Origin of the sequence: Lysinibacillus sp. VIII_CA (assembly GCF_049943995.1) — a bacterium.
Lineage (GTDB): Bacteria > Bacillota > Bacilli > Bacillales_A > Planococcaceae > Lysinibacillus > Lysinibacillus pinottii.
This window is the reverse complement of sequence record NZ_JBNFXM010000008.1, coordinates 88,100-110,917: the sequence shown is the minus strand read 5'-3', so window position 1 is coordinate 110,917 and position 22,818 is coordinate 88,100. Positions and strand designations below refer to the sequence as shown.

The 22,818-nt window shown below is 36.8% G+C and carries 19 protein-coding genes; 12 read left to right on the top strand and 7 right to left on the bottom strand.

Translation table 11 applies throughout. From position 1 onward, the window contains the following. Positions 1-21: 21 nt before the first annotated feature. Positions 22-1,317 carry a GNAT family N-acetyltransferase gene (locus ACP3VS_RS12995; RefSeq protein WP_227256947.1) on the top strand — a complete coding sequence of 432 codons (1,296 nt, stop codon included), beginning with the start codon at positions 22-24 and terminating at the stop codon, positions 1,315-1,317. A gap of 15 nt (positions 1,318-1,332) precedes the next feature. Here ACP3VS_RS12995 and psiE read toward each other — a convergent pair whose 3' ends face one another. After that, on the bottom strand, positions 1,333-1,788 hold the full coding sequence (psiE, locus tag ACP3VS_RS12990) for a phosphate-starvation-inducible protein PsiE (protein ID WP_036162460.1): 456 nt from the start codon (positions 1,786-1,788) through the stop codon (positions 1,333-1,335). Between the two features lie 217 nt (positions 1,789-2,005). On the opposite strand from psiE, the gene ACP3VS_RS12985 reads away from it, so the two are divergent. Further along, positions 2,006-2,230: a hypothetical protein gene (locus tag ACP3VS_RS12985; protein ID WP_008177853.1), complete on the top strand. Its 225-nt coding sequence runs from the start codon at positions 2,006-2,008 to the stop codon at positions 2,228-2,230. A 57-nt stretch (positions 2,231-2,287) separates the two neighbouring features. On the opposite strand, the gene ACP3VS_RS12980 is transcribed toward ACP3VS_RS12985, so the two are convergent. Then, complete coding sequence (locus ACP3VS_RS12980) at positions 2,288-4,021, bottom strand: methyl-accepting chemotaxis protein (RefSeq protein ID WP_012296140.1); 1,734 nt, start codon at positions 4,019-4,021, stop codon at positions 2,288-2,290. A gap of 192 nt (positions 4,022-4,213) precedes the next feature. Continuing rightward, positions 4,214-5,197, bottom strand: a complete 984-nt coding sequence (gene guaC / locus ACP3VS_RS12975; protein ID WP_012296139.1) for a GMP reductase — start codon at positions 5,195-5,197, stop codon at positions 4,214-4,216. Between the two features lie 236 nt (positions 5,198-5,433). Here guaC and ACP3VS_RS12970 point away from each other — a divergent pair, with 236 nt between their 5' ends. Next, positions 5,434-5,853 carry a VOC family protein gene (locus ACP3VS_RS12970; protein WP_031416763.1) on the top strand — a complete coding sequence of 140 codons (420 nt, stop codon included), beginning with the start codon at positions 5,434-5,436 and terminating at the stop codon, positions 5,851-5,853. Positions 5,854-5,897: 44 nt separating this feature from the next. Here the strand turns inward: ACP3VS_RS12970 and ACP3VS_RS12965 are convergent, their stop codons facing one another. Continuing rightward, positions 5,898-7,847 (bottom strand): methyl-accepting chemotaxis protein, encoded by a 1,950-nt coding sequence (locus ACP3VS_RS12965; protein WP_426388868.1) that lies wholly within the window; start codon positions 7,845-7,847, stop codon positions 5,898-5,900. A 255-nt stretch (positions 7,848-8,102) separates the two neighbouring features. Next, a complete protein-coding gene (locus ACP3VS_RS12960; RefSeq protein WP_099805445.1) occupies positions 8,103-10,052 on the bottom strand; it encodes a methyl-accepting chemotaxis protein in 1,950 nt (649 codons plus the stop codon). 204 nt (positions 10,053-10,256) lie between these two features. Here ACP3VS_RS12960 and ACP3VS_RS12955 point away from each other — a divergent pair, with 204 nt between their 5' ends. Continuing rightward, positions 10,257-10,631, top strand: coding sequence for a VOC family protein (locus ACP3VS_RS12955; RefSeq protein ID WP_012296135.1), 375 nt, complete (start codon positions 10,257-10,259; stop codon positions 10,629-10,631). 96 nt (positions 10,632-10,727) lie between these two features. On the opposite strand, the gene ACP3VS_RS12950 is transcribed toward ACP3VS_RS12955, so the two are convergent. Beyond that, positions 10,728-11,474, bottom strand: a complete 747-nt coding sequence (locus tag ACP3VS_RS12950) for a hypothetical protein (RefSeq protein WP_099805444.1) — start codon at positions 11,472-11,474, stop codon at positions 10,728-10,730. Between the two features lie 269 nt (positions 11,475-11,743). Between ACP3VS_RS12950 and ACP3VS_RS12945 the strand changes: the two genes are divergently transcribed. The 5 genes from ACP3VS_RS12945 (at position 11,744) to ACP3VS_RS12925 (ending at position 16,080) form a co-directional block, all read left to right on the top strand. After that, complete coding sequence (locus ACP3VS_RS12945) at positions 11,744-12,910, top strand: acyl-CoA dehydrogenase family protein (RefSeq protein ID WP_207889547.1); 1,167 nt, start codon at positions 11,744-11,746, stop codon at positions 12,908-12,910. A 31-nt stretch (positions 12,911-12,941) separates the two neighbouring features. Further along, a complete protein-coding gene (locus ACP3VS_RS12940) occupies positions 12,942-13,805 on the top strand; it encodes a transporter substrate-binding domain-containing protein (protein ID WP_012296132.1) in 864 nt (287 codons plus the stop codon). Between the two features lie 84 nt (positions 13,806-13,889). After that, on the top strand, positions 13,890-14,597 hold the full coding sequence (locus ACP3VS_RS12935; protein WP_426388865.1) for an amino acid ABC transporter permease: 708 nt from the start codon (positions 13,890-13,892) through the stop codon (positions 14,595-14,597). A gap of 12 nt (positions 14,598-14,609) precedes the next feature. Further along, a complete protein-coding gene (locus tag ACP3VS_RS12930) occupies positions 14,610-15,311 on the top strand; it encodes an amino acid ABC transporter permease (protein WP_012296130.1) in 702 nt (233 codons plus the stop codon). A 13-nt stretch (positions 15,312-15,324) separates the two neighbouring features. After that, on the top strand, positions 15,325-16,080 hold the full coding sequence (locus ACP3VS_RS12925) for an amino acid ABC transporter ATP-binding protein (RefSeq protein WP_012296129.1): 756 nt from the start codon (positions 15,325-15,327) through the stop codon (positions 16,078-16,080). Positions 16,081-16,198: 118 nt separating this feature from the next. On the opposite strand, the gene helD is transcribed toward ACP3VS_RS12925, so the two are convergent. Further along, positions 16,199-18,505 (bottom strand): RNA polymerase recycling motor HelD, encoded by a 2,307-nt coding sequence (gene helD / locus ACP3VS_RS12920; protein ID WP_012296128.1) that lies wholly within the window; start codon positions 18,503-18,505, stop codon positions 16,199-16,201. Positions 18,506-19,084: 579 nt separating this feature from the next. On the opposite strand from helD, the gene ACP3VS_RS12915 reads away from it, so the two are divergent. From ACP3VS_RS12915 to ACP3VS_RS12905, 3 genes are all read left to right on the top strand, one after another. Further along, on the top strand, positions 19,085-20,497 hold the full coding sequence (locus ACP3VS_RS12915; protein ID WP_012296126.1) for a YfcC family protein: 1,413 nt from the start codon (positions 19,085-19,087) through the stop codon (positions 20,495-20,497). A gap of 31 nt (positions 20,498-20,528) precedes the next feature. Continuing rightward, on the top strand, positions 20,529-21,698 hold the full coding sequence (locus ACP3VS_RS12910; RefSeq protein WP_236249583.1) for a M20 metallopeptidase family protein: 1,170 nt from the start codon (positions 20,529-20,531) through the stop codon (positions 21,696-21,698). Positions 21,699-21,853: 155 nt separating this feature from the next. Next, positions 21,854-22,810 carry an AAA family ATPase gene (locus ACP3VS_RS12905; RefSeq protein ID WP_207889545.1) on the top strand — a complete coding sequence of 319 codons (957 nt, stop codon included), beginning with the start codon at positions 21,854-21,856 and terminating at the stop codon, positions 22,808-22,810. The last annotated feature ends 8 nt before the right edge of the window (positions 22,811-22,818 follow it).

The window sequence follows — 22,818 nt, the reverse complement described above, 5'->3', positions numbered from 1 at the left end:
TATTATGGGTGGAAAATGAATATGAACGACATGTCATACTTTGAAAATGGAGGGGAATTAATGAGAGTGGTAGAGAGGTTAGTAAAAGAGCAAGACTTTTTAACTTTTGCGAGTATCGTTGTAGGAGCCTACCCTGGAATAGTGAACGGAGCTCAGACAACAAAAGAGCAGTTGAAAAATCTTTTTATGGAAAATCAGAATCATGATGAATCCCTAAATTATTTTGGGCTTTGGGAAGAAGGCAACCTAATTGGCGGCATGCGATTGCATGATTTTCAAATGAACCTTTTCTCTAAAATGATACCAATTGGTGGAGTAGGGCTTGTGGCAGTTGACTTGTTACATAAAAAGGAAAAGGTTGCGAAGGAGCTAATCCATCAATTCTTTAACTTTTTTTTAGCAAAGGGTATTCACTTTGTCGCTTTATATCCGTTTAGGCCAGATTTTTATAAGAAAATGGGGTTTGGCTATGGACCGAAAATGTACCAATATTTAGTAGAGCCCTTAAGCTTTCCTAAAGGTCAAACGAAGGAGCACCTTAAATATTTGTCAGTGGAAAATCAGCAACAGCTAACAGATTGTTATAACAGGGTAGCGTCTCAACAGCATGGGATGCTTCTCAAAACAAAGTCAGAGCTTTCTTCTATTTTTAAAAACGACGAAAACTATGTGATTGCGATGGAAAAGGACGATAGCGTGCAAGGCTATATCGTTTTTTCATTTAAAAAGCAAAGTGAGAGTAATTTTATGTTAAATAATTTAGTTATTAAGGAATGGGTATATGAGACACCACAGGCTTTGTTAGAGCTTAGTACGTTTTTAAACAGTCAGGCAGATCAAGTAAACCGCATTGAGTGGAATACACAAGAAGACAATGTACATTTCTTTTTAGGTGATGTCAGAAATGGTTCAAATCATTTAATTCCAAGTGTTTACCATGAAAATGCTGTGTCAGGAGTTGGACTGATGTACCGCATTATTAATGTGAAAGGTTTTTTTGAAGAATTAACGACACACCATTTTAATGGTGTAACACTGACATTTAAATTAACAGTTACGGACTCATTACTTGCTGAAAATAATCAGCAACTCATTATCCAGGCTGTTGAAGGTACAATTAACATGAATGAAAGTGGTCCCTATGATGTAGAAATAATTGTAGATGTGGCTGAGCTTTCTTCACTGGTAATGGGAGTCATAACGGTCCAAGAACTGTATATGCTTCAACGAATAAAGATCAGTCATGAGCAATATTTACAGGCATTACAGAAATTTTTCTTTGTGTTTGAAAAACCAAAATGTATGACGGCATTTTAGAATGTTGGTGCTAGGTTAATGCTCTTTATTCATAAAAAGAGATGATCGTGTCGGTCTTTCAAGCGGTGTGATATTAATAATAAAGTAACTAATGATGAGTATGAGAATAATGACTGAATAAATTAATGTATTCAGTGGATGATCGTGTTCAACGATAATTAATCGAATCATTGCTGTGATACCTATATATATAAAGTATCGTAGCGGAAAATGATAATCTTCTTTAAAATATTTAATAATCATCGTGATGAACTCAAAGTACAGAAAGAATATAAGGATGTTAGCAAGGAATAGCTTATAATCGCCACCTTCCTTAGTGAAGAGTAATATTTTAAGAAATTCTATTAGCTCCTTAAAGAGTAAAAACGCTAGAATGAGTGCTAATAGTACAAGGCAAACATTTAAAAAGAGTTGCAATGACTTAGGTACAGCTTTAATGAGCTGTATGTAGGGTGAATTTTTTTGATTCATATAACTCCTCCAATCAGTTTTGAATGGTAAGCATAAACACATTTATCATATGGAAAATACGAAAGTATTATGATATGAATATAACAATATGTCGTAAATCTTTCTTTTAGTATTTGTAAAGTTTTGGTATATTTTTGCGAAAGAAAGTTTTCAAAATAATTTAGTGGTATGCTAAAATAGATGTGCATGAATATAAAATTAAAAAGGGGTTTTAAAGATGGCAAAATCTGCAAAAACGGATGCTAAAATTACACCAGAGCGTTTAGAAGAAGCGTTAGTTGTTCGTGATCGTCTTATTATCGAACTACTTGTACAAGTTCTTGATGAGAAGCTAGTAATTGAGCGCCCAGTATTACGTGAGCGTGTAGGAAACCTTGTTGATCTTTCTAGCTATGATGCAGAACTAAAGGAAACAATCCACGCAGTTATTAACAAACTATAAGGAAAAGAAGAATGCTATGACCTATTCGTAGCATTCTTTTTTATAGGCTGTTACATGTCACGTAAAGCGTTCTACTAATTCATACATGCGCTCTGCCTCTGTATGGAGCTCCTGTGAGGAGTGCATGATAGACGTAACGGCTGACTTTTGCTCATCAATGGATGCATTAATTTGTTCGGTTGCTGCAGCAGATTCTGTGGCTACGCTTGCTATTTCGTTGATAGCATGAATAACGACTACCCGGTTTTGTGCCATTTCGTTCATACCCTCATTAAGAGAAACAAGGTGCTCTGTTATGTCCTGAATGGAGTCGGCTAGGAAAGTAAAAGCTCCTTTTACTTCTGTAATCGACTGTGCCTGACTTTGTGAAAGCTGAAGGGTGTTTATCATTTTTGTATCTGAATTGACCGTATCGATCTCGATGCGCTGTAATAGATTTCTGACACGATTAGTCGCTTCATTTGTATCCTCTGATAAATTTCGTACTTCTTCGGCAACTACAGCAAACCCTTTACCTTGATCACCTGCACGAGCTGCTTCAATACTTGCATTTAGCGCTAATAAATTAGTTTGCTCTGAAATGGAAGTAATCGTTTGTACTACTTGATGAATTTCTTTCATCTGGCTTGTTAAACTTGAAAAATTAGTTCTTAACTCTTCGATTACTTGCGTGAATTCATGAGAATTTTGCAGTAATAATTCAACTTTTTGTCTACCATTTTCTTGTGATTGATTAATAGTATTCATATTTTCGGTAATTTCACTGTATTGACTTGTAGCATTAGAAATCAGTGTTGATAATGTTTCCACTTTACTAATGGACAATTCAGCCTCCTCTGCCTGCACAACAGCTCCTTTAGAAATGTCATTGATAGCTTGGTGGATTTCATCAGCAGAGGCGGTAGTTTCCTCCGTAATCGCACTTAGCATTTCTGAAGAAACTCTCATTTGGGATGCACTATTCTTTGTATTGTTGACCATCTCATGTAAGCTTCTTTTCATATTATTGACATTATTCGCTAGTGTGCCAAGCTCATCCTTTGTCGTAACGGGGATGTCCTCCCCTGTTAGCTTACCTTTAGCAATATCTGATGTAATCACCATAATTTTTCGTATGTAGGCAGTCATCTGTCCAGTGAAGAACCAAAAAAGCATGACACCGATGATAGTAGCTAGGATGGTTGTACCAAGTGTGTAATATAAAACATTTTTAGTACCAGCATTAAAATCCATTTCATATGTACCAGCCGCAATAATCCACCCCCAATGCTTGTCCATTTCCACATAAGTAATTTTAGGAGCAACTATATCAGGATTGGAGGGTAGTGCCCAGTCATACCGCACATATCCGCCACCTGCTTGTGCAGTTTCAATCATTTCCCTCACAAAATAACGACCATCACTTGTTTGTAAGTCGGAGATATCTTGACCTTCGAGAGAGGGATGAGTTTCAACCAACCCATTGTCCTTAAAGGCATAGAAATAAAAATTATCACCGTATTTTACAGGGTTATCGATAGATCGCTTATGATCTTCAATTTTATTACCAACAATCTGTGTTCTAGCACTTTCTTGTGCTTCTTCTATCGTTAATTTCCCATTTCGGACTTGTTCATCCAATTGTGCAATTAATTCAAGTATGCCAAGTGTACCATTCTTAAGACTTTGTCTACCTACCTGATCCATCTCGCTTTTTGCTACAAAATAATTAACTGTTCCAACGAGTGCTGTAGATATGAGAATAACAATAATGGCTAGAGCGACTAACTTATTACGTACTGATTTAATCATAGAAAAGACCTCCGTTCCCTCAAAGTAATGCAGTATAATGATAGTATAATACAAAATTTTCTAATAAAATAGAAAATTCTGATAATAATGGAGGTATTTTATATTGCAGGCTGGGTGTCTGTAGAGGAATTGGGTGATGGAAAAATAGAAAACTCCCACTCCAGAATGTTCAGAAGTGGGAGTTGTAACTTATTAGTACACTTTATCTCCATTGAAGATAGAGTTTTTCACGATAACATAATCAACATTTCGAATAGCATCCAGCTTTGTGCCACCAGCATAAGAAATAGATGATTGTAAGTCTTGTTGCATTTCAATTAATGTATCTTTTATACTTCCTTTATGCTCAACAAACATTTTCTTTCCTTCGACGTTTTTACGTTCGCCTTTTTGGAATTCTGAAGCAGAGCCGAAGTATTCTTTTACCTTTTTACCCTCGACTTCGATTGTTTGACCAGGTGACTCTTCATGACCCGCGAATAAAGAACCGATCATCACCATTGAAGCGCCAAAACGTACAGACTTAGCGATATCGCCGTGTGTACGAATACCACCATCAGCAATGATTGGCTTTGTAGCAGCTTTTGCACACCAGCGAAGTGCAGCTAACTGCCAGCCACCTGTACCAAATCCTGTTTTAATTTTAGTAATACATACTTTACCTGGACCAATTCCAACCTTTGTCGCATCAGCCCCAGCGTTTTCAAGCTCACGAACAGCCTCTGGTGTTCCTACATTACCAGCAATAACAAAGCTATTTGGTAAGTGTTTTTTAATATGCTGAATCATACGAATAACAGCATTAGAATGGCCATGTGCAATATCAATTGTAATGAATTCAGGTACTAAATTTGTCGCTGCTAATTCTTCAATAAACGCGTATTCTTCTTCTTTTACACCAACGCTAATTGAAGCAATTAAACCACTGCCATGCATATCTTGGATGAAATTTACGCGTGCTTCTGGTTGGAAGCGGTGCATGATATAAAAGTAACCGTTTTCAGCAAGTTTCTTAGCAAGAGTTTCATCAATAATTGTTTGCATATTAGCAGGTACTACAGGAAGTTTAAAAGTATGCCCTCCTAAAGTAACGGAAGTATCACATTCTGAACGGCTTTCTACGATACATTTTGCGGGAATTAGTTGAATATCTTCATAGTCAAATACGTTATCCATTATATACACTCCTAAAATACGAATATTTTTAAAGATTTATTTTAAATTGTTCGCCATTTGGTAATTTACATGATTTTTAAGAAAAAGTCAAAGCTTTTGCTAAAATAAATGAAAAAATGGAAAACAAGGCTACAATTCTTATGTGATAGATGAAATCTTTATCATTTAGTTTGTGTTATGATTTATAATCCATGTACAATATAATTGTTTCAAAAAATGTTAAGGGAGTGTTGGAAATGGCGGTAGAGGTATATTTAATTTTTAACGGAAATTGTCGAGAAGCAGTAGCGTTTTACGAAGATGCTTTTAGTACGGACAAGGCTGAAATTATGACATTTGGGGATTCACCACAGAACCCTGATTATCCATTACCAGAGGAAGCAAAAGATCTTGTTATGCATACACGACTTTCCGTATTCGGTAGTAGAATTATGTTCTCAGATACATTTCCAGGCTCACCATTTACGGTTGGAAACAATGTTACATTAGCTGTTGTTTCTGATGATGAAGAGCAGATGCGAAAAGCATTTGATAAGCTTAAAGATGGTGGGAAAGTTGTTATGGAGCTTCAAGAAACTTTTTGGAGTAAATGTTACGGCTCCCTTACAGATAAATTTGGTGTAGAGTGGCAGTTTAGCCATGAGGTAATTGAATAATTAATACAATTAAAAGCACGGTGATAGATCACCGTGCTTTATATTTAGTAATGGAAACGATTGACATAGCCCTGTAATTCATCCGCCATATCGAGTAATGCTTTTGATGATGATGCGATTTCCTGCATGGATGATAATGTTTGTTCGGTTGAAGCAGCTACTTCTTCAGATGCTGCTGCATTGAGTTTAGCATGATCTGACAGTTCAATGGCTGTTGCCGAAACTTCTTCTACGACAGCAGACATTTCCTGAGCAGAAGCCGATATATCCTCCATTTTAGGAGCGATGTTACGTAAACTCTCAATAATACTTATAAACTTCTTTTTTGTGTCCTCAGACAGCTGCAAGCCTTGTTGGACATCTGCAGAAGCCTGCATCATTGTTTGAACAGATTTAGCTGTATCTTGTTGAATGCCTGTAATTAGTGAGGCAATTTGCTCCGCTGATTGATGAGATTGTTCTGCCAATTTACGTACTTCATCTGCCACAACTGCAAAGCCTTTGCCATTTTCGCCAGCTCGTGCTGCTTCAATAGCTGCATTCAAAGCAAGAAGATTTGTCTGATCTGAAATGTTACTAATAATTTCGATGATGGAGCCTATTTCTTTTGTACGATCGAATAGTGATTTAATCGTGCTATCAGACTGTGCTACAGATTCATGGATGGATACCATTTGATTCACCGCTTGCTCGACAGATTGCCCACCCTCCACTGCTAAATGGATAGCCTGGCTGGATAAATCAGATACTTGTAGTGCACTATCTGCTACCTCTACAACCCCTTTCGCAATTTCCTCAATGGAGATTGCATTTTGATCGATGCCCGTTGTTTGTTTTTCCGTACTCATAGCTACTTGCTGCATAGCCTCTGTCACTTGTTCAGAGGTAGCGATATTCTGCTCAGCATTTGCTGAAAGACCTTGTGCAGCAGTTTGAACATGCTGAGAGCTTTGATCAACATTGCGAATTAGCTTTTTTAAGTTTACTTTCATGGAGACAAATGCCTCACCAAGCTGTCCAATTTCATCTTTCGTATGAATATCAATATATTCCGTCAAATCTCCCTCACTAATTTTTAATGCGCTCTGCTGTAATCGTTTAATAGGGTTAACAATGGATTTAATCATAGCAAGCATAAAGATAATGCCAACAATAATGGAAGCTGCAATGATTAGTAAGGTGATAGTAAATGTTGCAGAGGCAGCATCTGTAGCCTCTACGGTAAACATTGTTCCGATAACCTTCCATCCTGTCAGTTCATTTGTCTCAAAGCGTAAATGACGGTTTTTTTCAATAATGATTCCTTCCTGTTGTTCATAAACCTTTGATATATATTTTTCTGTAGCTTCGGTTCCGCTTTCCTTATCCCTTTGTGCTACATATAGTTGACTACTATTCAGTATGGCCGCAAAGCCAGTTTCCCCAATACGTGTTTCATCTGTTAGTGCACTTAAAACAGAGATATTTAAATCTAAGGCAATGACACCTGAATCATCGGGAAGAGCTTGCATAACCGTCACTACAATGTTATTTGTAGATTTTGATAGATAAGGAGAAGTGATCGATGCATGTCCCTTGTTTTCCATAGCCTTCGTATACCAAGGTCGAACACGCGGATCATAATCACTAGCATACTCATGGACAGGTGCATCAAACATACTTCCATCTGCAGTACCTATATAAAGCAATTCTACCTCTGGATGTGTATGGATGTATTCTTGAAAAAGATTATTCAATTCATCACGATTCTCTGGCTGTAAATAAGATAGATTTAACTTTTTTGCAAAATATTCAATATCGTGTATTTTAGGTGCAATCAAATTTGTAATATTGGTATTAAGCATTCTGACACTTTCCGTAGCACTTGCTTCTTGCTCCTTTAAAATTTGACTTTTAGTACTTTTAAAGGAGGTATAGCCGATTAAAAGTGCAGGAATGAGAAGGATGACTAAAAAGGCAAAGATGAGTTTCTTTCTTAAACTAAGTTGTTTCATAGGTTATTCCCCCTTAAATATCATGATAAGTTTGTAGATAATGGACGAAGTCTAATAATCATTAATTAGTCTTTCCTGTTGTAATATGATTCTAAGAGGAAAAGGGAGAATAATCAACATAATTTTCTGAAAAATCTGGAAAATAAAGTTATGTTTTGGTGATATTTAAAGAAAAATGTCCTATTTTGTAGTTCTTTACAAAAGAAAAATCTGAGTTCCATGAAGTTCTGAACTCAGATTTTAAAATGAAGCACCTTAATAGTGAAAACGATTTACATGACCCTGTAGTTCATCCGCCATATCAAGTAACGTTTTAGCAGCGGAAGCTATGTCCTGCATGGAGGATAGGGTTTGTTCAGTTGAAGCCGCAACTTCCTCTGTAGAAGCTGCATTTAATTTAGCATGGTCTGATAGTTCAATGGCTGTTGCAGAAACTTCTTCCACGACTGCTGACATTTCTTGAGAGGAGGCTGAGATATCCTCCATCTTGGGTGCAATGTTTCGAAGACTTGCAATAATACTCGCAAACTTTTTATTCGTTTCCTCCGTTAGTTGTAAGCCATCTTGGACATCTGCAGAAGCTTTTACCATTGTTTGTACAGATTTAGCTGTATCTTGCTGAATAGTTGTAATGAGTGCAGAAATTTGTTCTGCTGAGTGATGTGATTGCTCTGCTAATTTTCGAACTTCATCAGCCACTACGGCAAAACCTTTTCCATGTTCTCCTGCTCTTGCTGCCTCTATAGCGGCGTTCAGGGCAAGTAAATTTGTTTGGTCTGAAATCGCACTAATCATTTCCAAAATGGAGCCAATTTCTTTTGTGCGATCATAAAGAGTTTTAATCATTGTATCGGATTGTGTAACAGACTCATGAATCGAGTTCATCTGCTTAACAGTTTGTTCTACCGCCTGACCGCCTTCCTCTGCCAATTGGATAGCGTGGCTAGAAAGATCAGATACCTGCATAGAGCTATCTGCAACTTCCACAACTCCTTTAGCAATTTCCTCCACTGACATAGCATTTTGGTCAATAGCAGTAGTCTGCTTCTCTGTACTGATAGCCATCTGCTGTACAGCGTCAGCAACCTGCTCAGAGGCAGCAATATTTTGCTCAGCATTAGCAGATAAATCTTGAGCTGATGTTTGGACATGCTGCGAGCTTTGGTCAACGTTGCGAATCAGTTTTTTTAAGCTCACCTTCATAGAGATAAAGGCTTCTCCAAGTTGTCCAATTTCATCCTTGGAATGAATGTCTATAAACTCAGTTAAATCACCTTCGCTAATTTTTAACGCGCTATGTTTCAGCTTATTTATTGGATTGACAACAGATTTAATCATCAAGAGCATGAAGATTACACCAACTACAATTGAGACAACAATGATCATTAGGTTGATATTTAATGTGGAGGCAGCCGCCTTTGCGGCTTCTGCGGTAAACATTGTACCAATAACCTTCCAACCTGTAAGTTCATTAGTGACAAACTGTAAATGACGATCTCTTTCAATAATCGTCCCGCTTGGTTGTTCATAAACTTTTGCGATATAGTTTTCTGTTGCCTCAGTCCCACTTTCCTTCTCAGGCTGAGCAATATAGATTTTATTGTTATCTAAAAGAGAGGCGTAACCCGTTTCACCGATGCGTATTTCATTGGTAATGTCACTTATTGTAGAAATATTTAAATCTATTCCTATTACCCCTGAACCATCCGGTAAAGCTTGAGTGATGGTAATGACAATGTCATCTGTAGATTTTGTAACATAAGGTGCCGTTATTGAGACTTGGCCATTATTTTCTAAAGCCTGCTTATACCAGGGTCTTGTACGAGGGTCAAAGTCTTCAGCATACACTTGAGCAGGCTCATCCAGTAGTCTGCCATCTGCAGTTCCCAAATAAATAAGCTCTACTTCAGGATGCATATTAACGTATTCCTGTAGCAGTGATTTAAGCTCAGGAATTTTATTTTCCTGCAAATAAGATTCATTGAACTTTTTTGAGAAATATTGTACATCTTTTAATTTTGGTTCAATCGTGTTCGTAATATTAGTATTAAGTATGCGTACGCTTTCAGTTGCACTAGCCTGCTGTTCTTCAGAAATTTGCTTTTCAGCGCTTTGGTACGACACTATTCCAATTAAGAGTGTTGGAATGAGAAGCATTGCTAAAAACGAAAATATAAGCTTTTTTCTTACACTTAGTTGTTTCACTTGTATTATCCTCACATAATATTTTTTATTCTATACTTTTCCCTATAAGGTAAATAATTCTCATTCTAACAGAAATAAAGTAAAAGGTAAGCCCTAATAGATATTATTATCAATTTTTAGAAATTTCGCTAAACAATTCGTTAGAAGCTATATAATGCCTTGTTTTGTTGTATACTAATGCATAAATGAGGAGGGAGTAAAGTCATGATTCATCAAATTGGACAAGTCATGTTATATGTTAACGACCAAGATGCTGCAGTTAAATTTTGGACAGAAAAAGTAGGATTTATTATTATAAATGAGCAGGAGGAGGCTGGAATGCGTTGGATTGAAATTGCACCAGCGAGGGAAGCTCAAACATCCTTTGTGCTACACAATAAAGAAATTATTGCTAAAATGCAGCCAGAATTAAATTTGGGAACACCCTCTATTATGTTTTACGCTGACCAAATTGAAGAGATGTACCAGGATTTTCAGGCAAAGGGCATTAAGGTGGGCGATTTAGTCATGATGCCGATGGGTAGAGTCTTTAATTTTGCGGATCCAGAAAACAATTACTTTGCATTAGTTGAAAAATAATAATAAATGAGGAAATCTGCTTATTTTTGTTGTGAATTAATTAAAAATAAGCAGATTCTTGTTTGGTTTCTTCTTATATAAATGTTAGTTAGTCCTCTATGCTAAATCTTCTCCGAAAATACTAACTGTTTGTCGATCTACTACAAATTCATGGCCATCCCATTTTAAAATATTTTCCACATACCCTAAGCCATCTGCATGGTACCTACCTGCAATCTCTTGATAAGCTAAAATTTCATATGTCCCATCCCGATCATAATCAACAGGATATAATCCGCTAATGGGGTCAACCCAACCCTCAATCGGTTGCTTTAATGTTCCATCCGGATGATAGATTTCTGCTAAATATTCAGGCCCTTTATAGTGTAGATCAATTATATATTTTTTTGCAGGTGTCTTACTTTGAACAATTGCCTTATAGTTGTTGGCATAATTGACAGTATAGTGGAGCTTATTATTAAATGATTCTGTGTCAAAAATGGAGTGTACTTGATTATTGGTAGAGGAGAATATTTCCCCGTTAATAATTCCTCCGCTACCTCCTGTATCAGAAATAACCAAAATATCTTCTATATGATTACCAGTAAAATCTCCTAGAAAAATGGTTGGGTTATAACCCACATTTTCTTTTAGCGGGATTTGTTCAATTCGCCCTGTTTGCCCATAAAAAATGGTTAAGGTTAGGTTTTCCCATAAAGGGCTACCAGTCTTTTGAGTCCCCATTAAAAAAATCGTTTCAAAGAAGCCATCCCCATTAATATCTCCAAATTTAGTTTGAATAACCTGTGGTGCTAAATGGGATGCGTAGCCTGCCCCTTGCGCAGAATTTATGTTATTAGTCATATATACACCTCTTTCATAGTCTTAGCATATGTTGTAAAAAAAGCTTGGTGCATAAAAATTCGAAGAGGTCTAAATCATATTAAACAGACAAAAAAACTTAAATTTAACCCATTGACATTTTTAAAGGTGAAAAGTAATATAAATGTCAACGTATCAGAAAATTCAGTACCAGATGCTATCTCACTACAAATTTGTAGCGCGGGATTTTTTTTATTATTAATTCTTAGTAAATATATAAGATTTATATATATTGGGAAGAAGGAGATTTTTTGAAGAATTTATTTGTTAAAACGGAGCAACAACGATTTTGGTTAGATAAGTTAGAAGCCATCTCAAATCCTATTAAGGCTGAGGCAGCTGAGGTAGATGAACAATCTCGTTTCCCGTTCGAAGCGCATCGACTACTCAAGGAAATTGGTTATCCGCAGCTTACTTTACCGAAACAATATGGAGGAGAGGGCCTATCAGTCTATGACATGGTACTTGTACAAGAAACATTAGCAAGCTATGACGAGAATGCCTCGCTCTCCCTCGGATGGACATTAGGTGTTGTTGGCGAGATATATGATACTAAATTATGGAAAAAGGATGTATTAACGGCATTCTCGGAGGAAATAAAGAAAGGCGCCATGATTAATAGGGCTGTAAGTGAAGCAGCAACTGGGAGCCCAACACGTGGGGGAAAACCAGGAACAAATGCTGTTTCTATAAAAGACGGATGGCGCATAAATGGACGCAAAATTTTTACAACAGCTTCTCCAGTGTTAGATTATTTCCTCACTTCTGCTTGGATTGAAGAAAAGCAACAAATTGGTTTCTTCCTCATCCATAAAGATTCAATAGGATTAACGATTGAAGAGAATTGGGAAATGTCTGCAATGCGAGGCACTAGCAGCCATGATCTTGTATTAAAAGATGTCGTTGTGGCTAAAGAGCATTTAGTCGAATTACCAAGTCATCCTAGTGGCGGTAAGATAAATGGCTGGATATTACATATACCAGCCACATACCTAGGCATTGCACAAGCTGCCCGTGACTATGCTGTACATTTTGCCAATCATCATCAACCTAATAGCTTGAATGCTCCAATTAGTACATTACCGAATGTACAACAGCTTTTAGGGGACATAGAGTTGAAGCTTCATCAAGCACGCTTTGTTTTATATGGGGTAGCTGAGGCATACGATGATCCAGCAAGACGCGTCATTTTAACAAATGAAATGGCTGTTGCTAAACATACCGTAACGAATACCGCAATTGACATTGTTGATAAGGCGATGCGTGTAGTCGGGGCGAAAAGCTTACAATTGTCAAACCCGCTACAGCGCTATTATCGAAATGTACGTGCAGGGCTTCATAATCCGCCAATGGATGATATGACCATAATTAAATTAGCAACGGCTGCTATTGAACAGCAGAAATTAAATGACCATTAATAATAATGTGGATAATAAGGAGAAATGTTATATGAAGAAGAATAAGATATTACAATTTGCCATGATTGGATTAGCTTCTATCGCACTTTTAGCGGGCTGTAATTCTGGAGAATCAGCTGATAAGAATGCAGATGATGGTGGCAAAGTTCGTACAGTCAAAGTTGCCTACGATCAGGCCTCAAAGCCTATTAGTTATATAGATGATAATGGAAATCCAACAGGTTATGACGTAGAGGTAATGAAATTAGTAGATGAATTATTACCTGACTATAAATTTGAATATGTAGGAACGACAAGTGATGATTTATTAATTGGTGTAGAGCAAGGAAAATATCAAGTTGGGGTGAAAAACGCATTCTTTACACAGGAACGCACAGAGAAATTTATTTTCCCAAAGGAATTTTTGGGATTAAGTAGTGCAGGACTAGTATTACGTAAAGAAGATGAAGGGATAAAGACGTTAGCTGATTTTGCGAAAAAGGGCTATTCGTTGGCACCTATTGCAGCTAATAACGCGCAATACACAATTATTGATGAGTATAATACTGCCAACCCTGACAATAAAGTAAAACTTCAAGCTGGTGACGCATTTACGGTTGACGTTGTGCAGTGGGTAAATGAAGGGCGCGTCGATGGTGGCGTGATGATTGAGGGGCCTTTTAAACAGCAAGTACTTGCAGAAGATGGACCATATAATAACTTGAAAGATGAAGTAGTCTATAATGAGTTTTCTGTTATTAAAACGTGGCCTCTTTTCAATAAAAAAGAACAAGAATTTGCTGATGCCTACGATAAAGCCATCGCTCAAATTAAAGAACAGAAGAAAACAAACGAATTGAGCACGAAATTCTATGGCCGTGATTTATTTGAAGTGTTGGAATCTGTTAATCGTTAATTTAATGCATATTGACCATTATTAAGGCTGTTGAGGCTGGCACGCTCAGCAGTCTTTATTCATAAAACAAAAGTTGGTGAGGAAATGGATAAATACTTTGACGCGACCTATATTTGGAGCGCGATCCCCGTCTTATTACCGTTTTTAAAAATCACGTTTTTAGTTGCAGGGTCCTCTATTGTCTTAGGCACAATATTTGGCTTATTACTAGCAGCCGCTAAGCTCTCTTCTGTTTTGCTATTACGAAAATTAGCGAACCTGTATACAACAATTATGCGATGTACACCATCCATTGTTTTATTATTCCTTGTTTATTATGGTGTACCAGCATTAGCTGAAAACTTTGGTCTCAATCTCCATTCCATTGAAACGGCTATTTTCGTGGTAGTAACATTCACATTACAATTTGCAGCAATTATGTCAGAGGTGATGAGATCGGCTTATTTAGCCATTCCAAAAGGGCAGTTTGAAGCAGCTGTTAGTGTAGGGTTAACACCTATACAAGCTTACCGAAGAATCATTTTCCCACAGGCGCTTGTCGTTGCATTACCGAACTTTGGAAATGGCATGATTGCTTTATTACAGGAAGGTGCCTTGGCCTATACAATCGGATTAATTGATATTGTGGGGAAGGCCAATTTAATTATAGCTAGTAATATTAATGCTCATGCCTTAGAGATTTATATTGCCTTGGCTATTATTTATTGGGTACTATCTATTATTATTGAAAAAATATTTTCTATATTAGAAAAGGTATTTGGTAGGGGTAAAAAGACCTTAGAAACAACGTAAGGAGGCGTAATCATGAATTATCAATTTTTATTTGAAACATTTTTTGTTGCATTATCAGGTGTTCCCATCGCACTCCTTGTCACAGTTGTAGCTTTGCTCATTGCTCTGCCACTAGGATTTTTGCTGGCGTTAACAAGGATAAATAAAATTCCAGTTATACATCATATAGCAAAAATTTATGTATCTTTTGTGAGAGGAACTCCTATTATTATACAAATTTTTATTATTTATAGTAGTATTCCGCTTATGCTAAAAGTTATTTTTGAAAAATATCATATTACGTATGATATATATAAAATCAATCCAATCTGGTATGCATTTATCGTGTTCGCATTTAGTTCAACAGCCATATTAATAGAAGTATTTCGTTCTGCGTTAAGTACCATTGAAAAGGGACAACTGGAGGCAGCATATTCAATAGGTTTGACAACATTCCAAGCGTATACCCGAATCATTATTCCTCAAGCATTAGTTGTTGCGCTACCGAATATATGTACAGCGACAGTCAATTTGATTAAAGCAACTTCCTTAGGGTACGCAATGTCTTTACCTGAAATCACACTGAAGGCAAAGGTTGCTGCAAATGTCGGCTACAATTACGTGGAAGCCTATCTTGATATCTTTATTGTGTATTTAATTTTATGTAGCACCGTCGAATACTTGTTCAAGCGATATGAAAAATATTTAAGCAAATATAAAGCGGCAAATGCCTAAGGGGTGAATGAGGATGTTAGAAATTAAAAATATTCATAAATCATTTGGTGAAAATGAAATTCTAAAGGGTGTAGATTTAGCTATTGATCAAGGTGATGTAGTCGTTATTCTAGGTCCTAGTGGCTCAGGAAAAACAACATTATTACGTTGTATCAATTTTTTAGAGAAAGCAGATCAAGGACATGCGACATTTGGAGACATTGAAGTGGATTTTCAACATGTAAAGAAAAAAGACGTACATGCAATTCGCCAGCGTGTAGCATTTGTTTTCCAAAATTATAATCTTTTCACGAATAAAACAGCATTAGAAAATGTCACAGAGGGACTAATTATTGGACGGAAAGTTCCTAAGGCAGAGGCAGTAGAAATTGGCAAAAAGGCTCTTGATAAAGTAGGCTTATCTGAAAAATATGACGCATATCCAAGTCAGTTATCCGGAGGTCAGCAACAACGGGTAGGGATTGCACGGGCGGTAGCGTTGAATCCGGATATTATTTTATTCGATGAACCAACGTCTGCACTTGACCCTGAATTAGTCGGTGAGGTCCTACAGGTCATGAAAAATATTGCAGCTGAGGGGACAACAATGCTTGTGGTGACACATGAAATGGGCTTTGCAAAAGATGTAGCAAATCGTGTGATTTTCATGGACGGAGGCGTTGTCGTAGAGGAAGGTAGCCCTCATGATATTTTTGTTAGCCCGAAAGAGGAACGGACGAAGAGATTTTTAAAACGTGTCATTCCAGAAGACTATACGTTCTATATATAACGAGGATAATTTCCATTCAGACTCAGCTCCAATGTATGCTCAAAGAGATGGTTGAGAGCGGGAGATATAGACCTGAATGGAAATCCCTTCGTTTATTCAGCAATAATGAAACACCTTTCTATGATTGAAGGAAGTACGTTAATTTGTTAATAGAATAAATGTGCAGCTCATGCATAGCTCTTGTGCAGGCTGTATAGAAATAATTACGCTCTGTTTCACGTGAATAGTTGGCGGCGGATGCATTATAGATAAGAACTGCATCAAATTCAATCCCCTTTGCCATATAGGCAGGGAGTAATAATATCCCTTTTTTAAATTGCTTAGTATTGTGAGTAATGAGTTGAATATCAACGTGATTGCTTAATTGTTCAAAAACCGCAGAACATTCCGCTGCGGTTTTACAAATAACAGCAATTGTTTCAAATTTATGAGCTAGCGTGTTAATGCTCTGGATAATCTGTTGGTTTAACTCCAATTCATTTGGCAAAATTGTAATCGTAGGTTCTAGCCCATTTCGGTTAAAGGCCTCTACTTCACTACCATCATTTAAAATTTTAGCCGTGAGCTGAATGATTTGCTTTGTCGAACGATAGCTTTTTGTTAAAATCATCTTTTCTGCATGCTCACCATATAATTGAGGGTCGAGCAGAGAAGGATTATCAAAGGTATGCGGATGAATGGTTTGATGTCCATCGCCTAAAATGGTCATACGAGCTTTAGGGAATAACTGCTGTAAGACAGTTAGTTGGAATGGTGAATAATCTTGTGCTTCATCAATTAATACATGGCGAATGGTCGTATTTGTCTGCTGTCCTTCAATTTTATCCTGTAAATATAAAAATGGAGCTGCATCTTCATAAGAAATCCATCGTTTTGCTAAATTAGGAAGAGTGTTTTGGCAGATGTCCTCCCAATTGTCTGGCACAAGCCGCTGAAATTCTTGATAGAGAGTATTAGACATATCAAAGAGTTGACGATAGGTACCTAATATATGGACGAATCTTAATTGATTGACAGAGTTTCGTAATGGTTTAAAATGCTTTTTTACAATTTGTCTCGCTAATTTTTTGCGTTCATGATCAAAATCATCAAATGAGTTTTCTGTATAGCGTCCCTCATATAAGAGCTCACTGTAAGACTTGGAGTAGTCTTCCTTGTCTAATAGCTCAGTAGCTTCTTCTACCCAATCCTTCATACGTTCAGTTCTTTCAATTTTGGTTAATTGCTGTAATAACCATTCCTTCACTAATTGTAGGCGATTTGGTATCGACATGGAGGATGGGAAAGAATAAAAGTATTCCGTAATTTCCTGTGCAGTAATAATTCGTTCCCCACGAAAAACAATATTTTTAAATAATAAGCCTTTGTTTGATAAATAGCTTACATATTGGTCGATCAATTGTTTGTAAGTCAGGCTGGCTTTAAAAGATATGCTATTTAATTTTGTTAAATATTGTGCCTCATCTTTTTCTGTTAAAAGATCTTCCAGTTGCTCATAAGGATATTCTAATTGGAATTGACGACCTAAACGCTTTTCAGCATACTCAATAAATGTTAGTTGCTGCATATTATCTTCACCTAAATCAGGTAACACAGTGTGAACATATTGATTAAAAAGCTGATTAGGTGTAATCAGTAGAATTTGATCTGCCGTCATTTCATTACGATATCGGTATAATAAATAAGCAACCCGTTGGAGAGCAACGGCCGTTTTACCACTTCCTGCAACACCCTCTACTATGAGGTAACGTGAGTGGATATGGCGAATAATTTTATTTTGTTCGGCTTGAATAGTTGCAACGATACTGCGAATATGCTCGTTTGCATTTTGTGCAAGGATATCAAGCAATAAGTCATCACCAATGGTAAGACCTGTATTAAACATCGATTGTAGCTGTCCGTTTTTAATAATAAATTGCCGTTTAAGTAGCATCTCTCCGTGAATGTTTTCCGTCGTAGTTTCGTAGGAAGCCTCACCAGGTGTGCAATCATAATACATACTAGAAATGGGTGCACGCCAGTCATAAATGATGATGTTTTCATCTAGCTCATCCAAAAGTGTGGCAACACCTATATAAATTTTTAGAGGTTCAGAATGCTCGCTTTGTAAAAAATCAATTCGTGCAAAATAGGGTGACTGCTGTAAACGTTCATAAACCTTCGCATTTCGAATCGCCCTTTGCTGTGCAAGTTCTGAATCTGAAAGAAGCTCTACTTGTTGCTTAATGGCAAAAAAGGTTTCATCAACATCCTCAGCAGTATCTAAATTGACTCTGACATCGTTCCAGAAAGTTTTTTTGATGGAGACAGCATTTTCTTTAAACCCTTTTTCTTTAAGCAGTAATTCCTTCATTTTGTCATCAATGATAGTTAAACAATGCTCAAGGTGCTGCTTTTCTTCAATCCATTCATTTTGATTTTCCAACGTTTACTCACATTCCTTTCCATAGTTTTTATTTTCGTTCGGCATGAACCCTTACCTATATAGATGGTGGGATGTAGGTAATTGTGATTCCTTTTCAATGGTTGAACACTGATTCTTTGAATAAATAGAAAAGTCTTCCAATGTAATTATCTCAAGGAGATTTGGTATGGTGATTGAATCAGGAAATTTATCATACATCTACTTCAGTAAGAAGTATAGTCTAGTAATTTTTGTAAATTTGTGATACAATAATGGTATAAGTTGATAAAATATTGATATGCATAGACTGCTCTACGAAAAGGTGGAGCAGTCTTTTTTATATGTAGATAAGTCCCCAATTATTCCTCCTTTTAAAGAAATGATTATTAATTATGTTTCCTATTCATCAAAATATATTTATTTGAATTATCAAAATATATTGACATTTTGTATTCTATTTTTTATTCTTGTGTATAAAGTTTCCGTTATTCGGAACGTGTTTCCGTTAAACGGAAAATGATGGGTGTATAAACCCTTGCTTAATTGCTACGTTGTCTATGTCTCGGTTCAAAGAATAATAAATAGTAGGGGGAGACAGTTATGGTAAACCTGCATCAAGAAAAAAAAGAAGATGAACCACGTATAAAGGGAATTAATGCATTTGTATTAATGTTTATTATTATTTTGGTTATGTCGTTATTGACCTATATTTTACCGGCAGGACAGTATGAAAGAGTTGAGAGTAATGGGAGAATGGTTGTTGATCCTGAGTCCTTTCAATATATAAGCTCAAATCCCGTTGGTTTTCTAGAAATATTTAATAGTGTGCATTTGGGGATGCTTGAAGGGGCTCCTATTATTTTGTTCGTCTTTTTATTTGGTGGAGCTTTAGGGATCATGCAAAAAACTGGTGCTATTGATTCGTTTATTAAAGTAATGGCTTCTAAGTTTGGGAAGAAAGAGTACGTATTAATCCCTATTCTCGTATTAATATTTGCAAGTTTAGGAACATTAATTGGCTCTGCGGAGGATACGCTTGTATATATAGCCATTATTATCCCTTTAACGATGGCGCTAGGGATGGATGCGATGACAGGTTTTGCGATTGTCATGCTCGGTACACTAGCAACAGGCTTTACATCGGGCATTACAAACCCTTTTAACATTGGTGTTGCTCAAACGATTGCCGAGCTTCCGATGTATTCAGGGATGTCCTATCGAATAGTCGTGTTTGTTGTATTTTATATGTTGACAGTCCTTTTTATATATAAACATGCAAAAAAAGTAAAAGTTGATCCATCCCAAGGGATTTATGGCAAGTTTAATCCGGAGGAAAGTATAAAAATAGATTTGGACTTTAAGATAAGTACACGACATTTACTAGCATTATTCGTACTACTAGGTAATTTTGTTGCACTAATTGTAGGGGTAATAAAATTCCAATGGTATATAAGTGAAATTGGCGGAATTTTTCTACTAAGCAGTATTATTATGTCTATTATATGTAAGATTGGACCGAATAAAATGGCTGAAGGATTTATTACTGGCGCCCGAGATATGGTAGAAGGGGCTTTAATCATCGGATTTGCCCAAACCATTTTAGTGATTACGACGAATGGAGGGTTAATTGATACTATTCTACATTTTGTTTCTAATGCAGTAAGTGTTCTACCAGCTTCTATAAATGCAGTAGGGATGTTTTTACTTCAGCTCTGCTTGAATTTCTTAGTGCCTTCTGGAAGTGGACAAGCGGCGTTAACAATGCCAATCATGACACCTTTAGCAGACTTAATTGGTGTAACTAGGCAGACAGCTGTACTGGCTTTCCAATTTGGTGATGGTATTTCCAATATGGTTATTCCAACGAGTGGGGTTTTATTAGCAGGATTAGCAATAGCGGGTATCCCATTTTCAAAATGGGTCAGATGGGTATTTCCTTATTTCCTTATACAGACAAGCTTAGCAATTATCTTATTAGTTATTGCACATCTCATAAACTATGGACCATTTTAATCATATAAATTATATAGTAGGAGTGATTAGATTGATAGAAGCAGTGGATTTAAAACAACAAGTAATTAAATGGCGTCGTCATTTGCATATGTATCCAGAATTATCACATCAGGAGCATGGGACAGCCCAATATATTTATAATCAACTAGTAACGTTTCCACATTTAGAGGTGAAGCGTTTAACAGAGACGAGTGTCTGTGCATTTTTAAAGGGTACGAAAAAGGATAATAAGGGGCATACCATTTTACTACGAGCTGATATTGATGCATTGCCGATTGAAGAAGAAACGGATTTATTTTTTAAATCAACCAATCCGGGAGTCATGCATGCGTGTGGCCATGATGCCCATCCAGCGATGCTCCTTGGTGCAGCAAAAGCATTGGCTGAGCGTGGGACTGATTTTTGTGGAGAAATTCGTTTTGTTTTTCAGCATGCTGAAGAGGTGACGCCTGGAGGAGCTGCTCAACTAGTAGCCCTAGGAATTGTAGAACATGTCGATTATGCCTTTGCACTACATGTGAGCCCTGATTATGAGGTAGGACAATTTGCTATGAAAGACGGTAAATTTACAGCAGCAGCAGATGATTTTGAAATTAAAATCTACGGTAGGGGTGGCCATGCTTCTACACCTGAGGTCGCTATAGATCCTTTACTTATTGGTTCTGAAATAGTTGTAGCTCTGCAAACCATTGTGTCACGTAAAGTACCGAGTACACATGCGCCTGTTTTAACGGTGGCAAAATTTCATTGTGGAACGGCATTAAATATTATTGCAGACACAGCAGAGCTAGGTGGAACGATTCGTTCACTAGATCCTACGATTCGTGTAGATGCGCGAAAACATTTAGAAAAGATCGCTACAAGTATCGCTTCTATGCATGGTGCAAAGGTTGAAATTACATGGGAGCTAGGGTGTCCCTCTGTAACAAATGATAAAGAATTAACAGCATTATCCCGCCGTATAGCTGGAGAAATAGTTGGAGATACAGGTGTGAAGGAATTACCTGGACCAATGTTTGGAACAGAGGATTTCGCCGATTTTTCAGAAGTTGTTCCTTCATCGATGCAATTTATAGGGGTACATAACGTAGAGTTTGGAGATGCGTACCCATTACACCATCCTCGTTTTAAAATTGATGAAGAAGCTCTTATGTATGGTGTTCGTTACTTTGAAAATATTGCACGAACACTATGTCCATAAAGGGAAAAGTAGCTAAAAATAATTTGTTTAAAAGGCATGAGTGCGGTATAGTACATGACTCATGCCTTTTAAAATGCTTATAAGGATGTATTGAAAAGCACTAAAGGATTGTTTATCTTATACGATATAGAAACTTGAAGGGAGGTGAAAAAGAGATGAAGGTAATTTTCACAGTTGGATTACCTGGAAGTGGAAAAAGCACATTTGTGAAGCAGCTAGCAAAAAAAGAAAATGCCGTTGTCCTTTCGAGTGATGCTATACGTCAGGAGCTATTTGGTGACGCAACAAAACAGAAATCACGTCAGGTTTTTCGTACACTATATGAGCGTCTTAATGACCTTGTGGCAAAGGGTTATACGGTCATTGTAGATGCTACCAATATTGAACGGGAACGGAGGATATTTGCACTAGGTAAATTGCCAACCTCGGTTAGGAAGGAATGCTATTATTTTGACACCCCCTACTCCATATGTGTAGCTAGAAACCAACAACGAAAGAGAAATGTACCGTTAGTGGTGATGGAGAAAATGAGCAAGCATTTAGAATTTCCGACGGTGGGAGAAGGATTTGATGAAGTGCATATCGTACATGAATCAAGCCCCTATGCAATTTCCCGACAACAATTTATTTCGCTTATTCAACGTGAGCCCAATTATGAGGAGCTTTTTCAAACACTTCGAGTAATTCCACTTTTTAAAGAGATTTATCAATTCAATCAAGAAAATCCACATCACCAATTTCTATTATGTCAGCATACTTATTTTGTCTTTTCCTATATCAATGAATACTATTCGGAAAGTGATAAGCTGGCATTACAAATAGCAGCATTATTCCATGATGTTGGTAAACCATTTTGTAAAAAATATAAGCCGCTGCAACAACTATATGGCTATTATGGTCATGAAAACGTATCAGCACAAATCGTTTGTCATTTTTTATTAGAATTGGGCTTTGAAGTGGATTTTGTATTAAAGGTCGTCTATTTAGTTCAATTTCATATGCTAATCCAGTATGGTGGCGATAGAGGGGGAAGTGAAATATATCATTTATTAGATGGGGATTTATTAACAAGGCTTTACTTTTTCCGTGAGGCTGACCAGTTTGCGAAATAAACAATAGA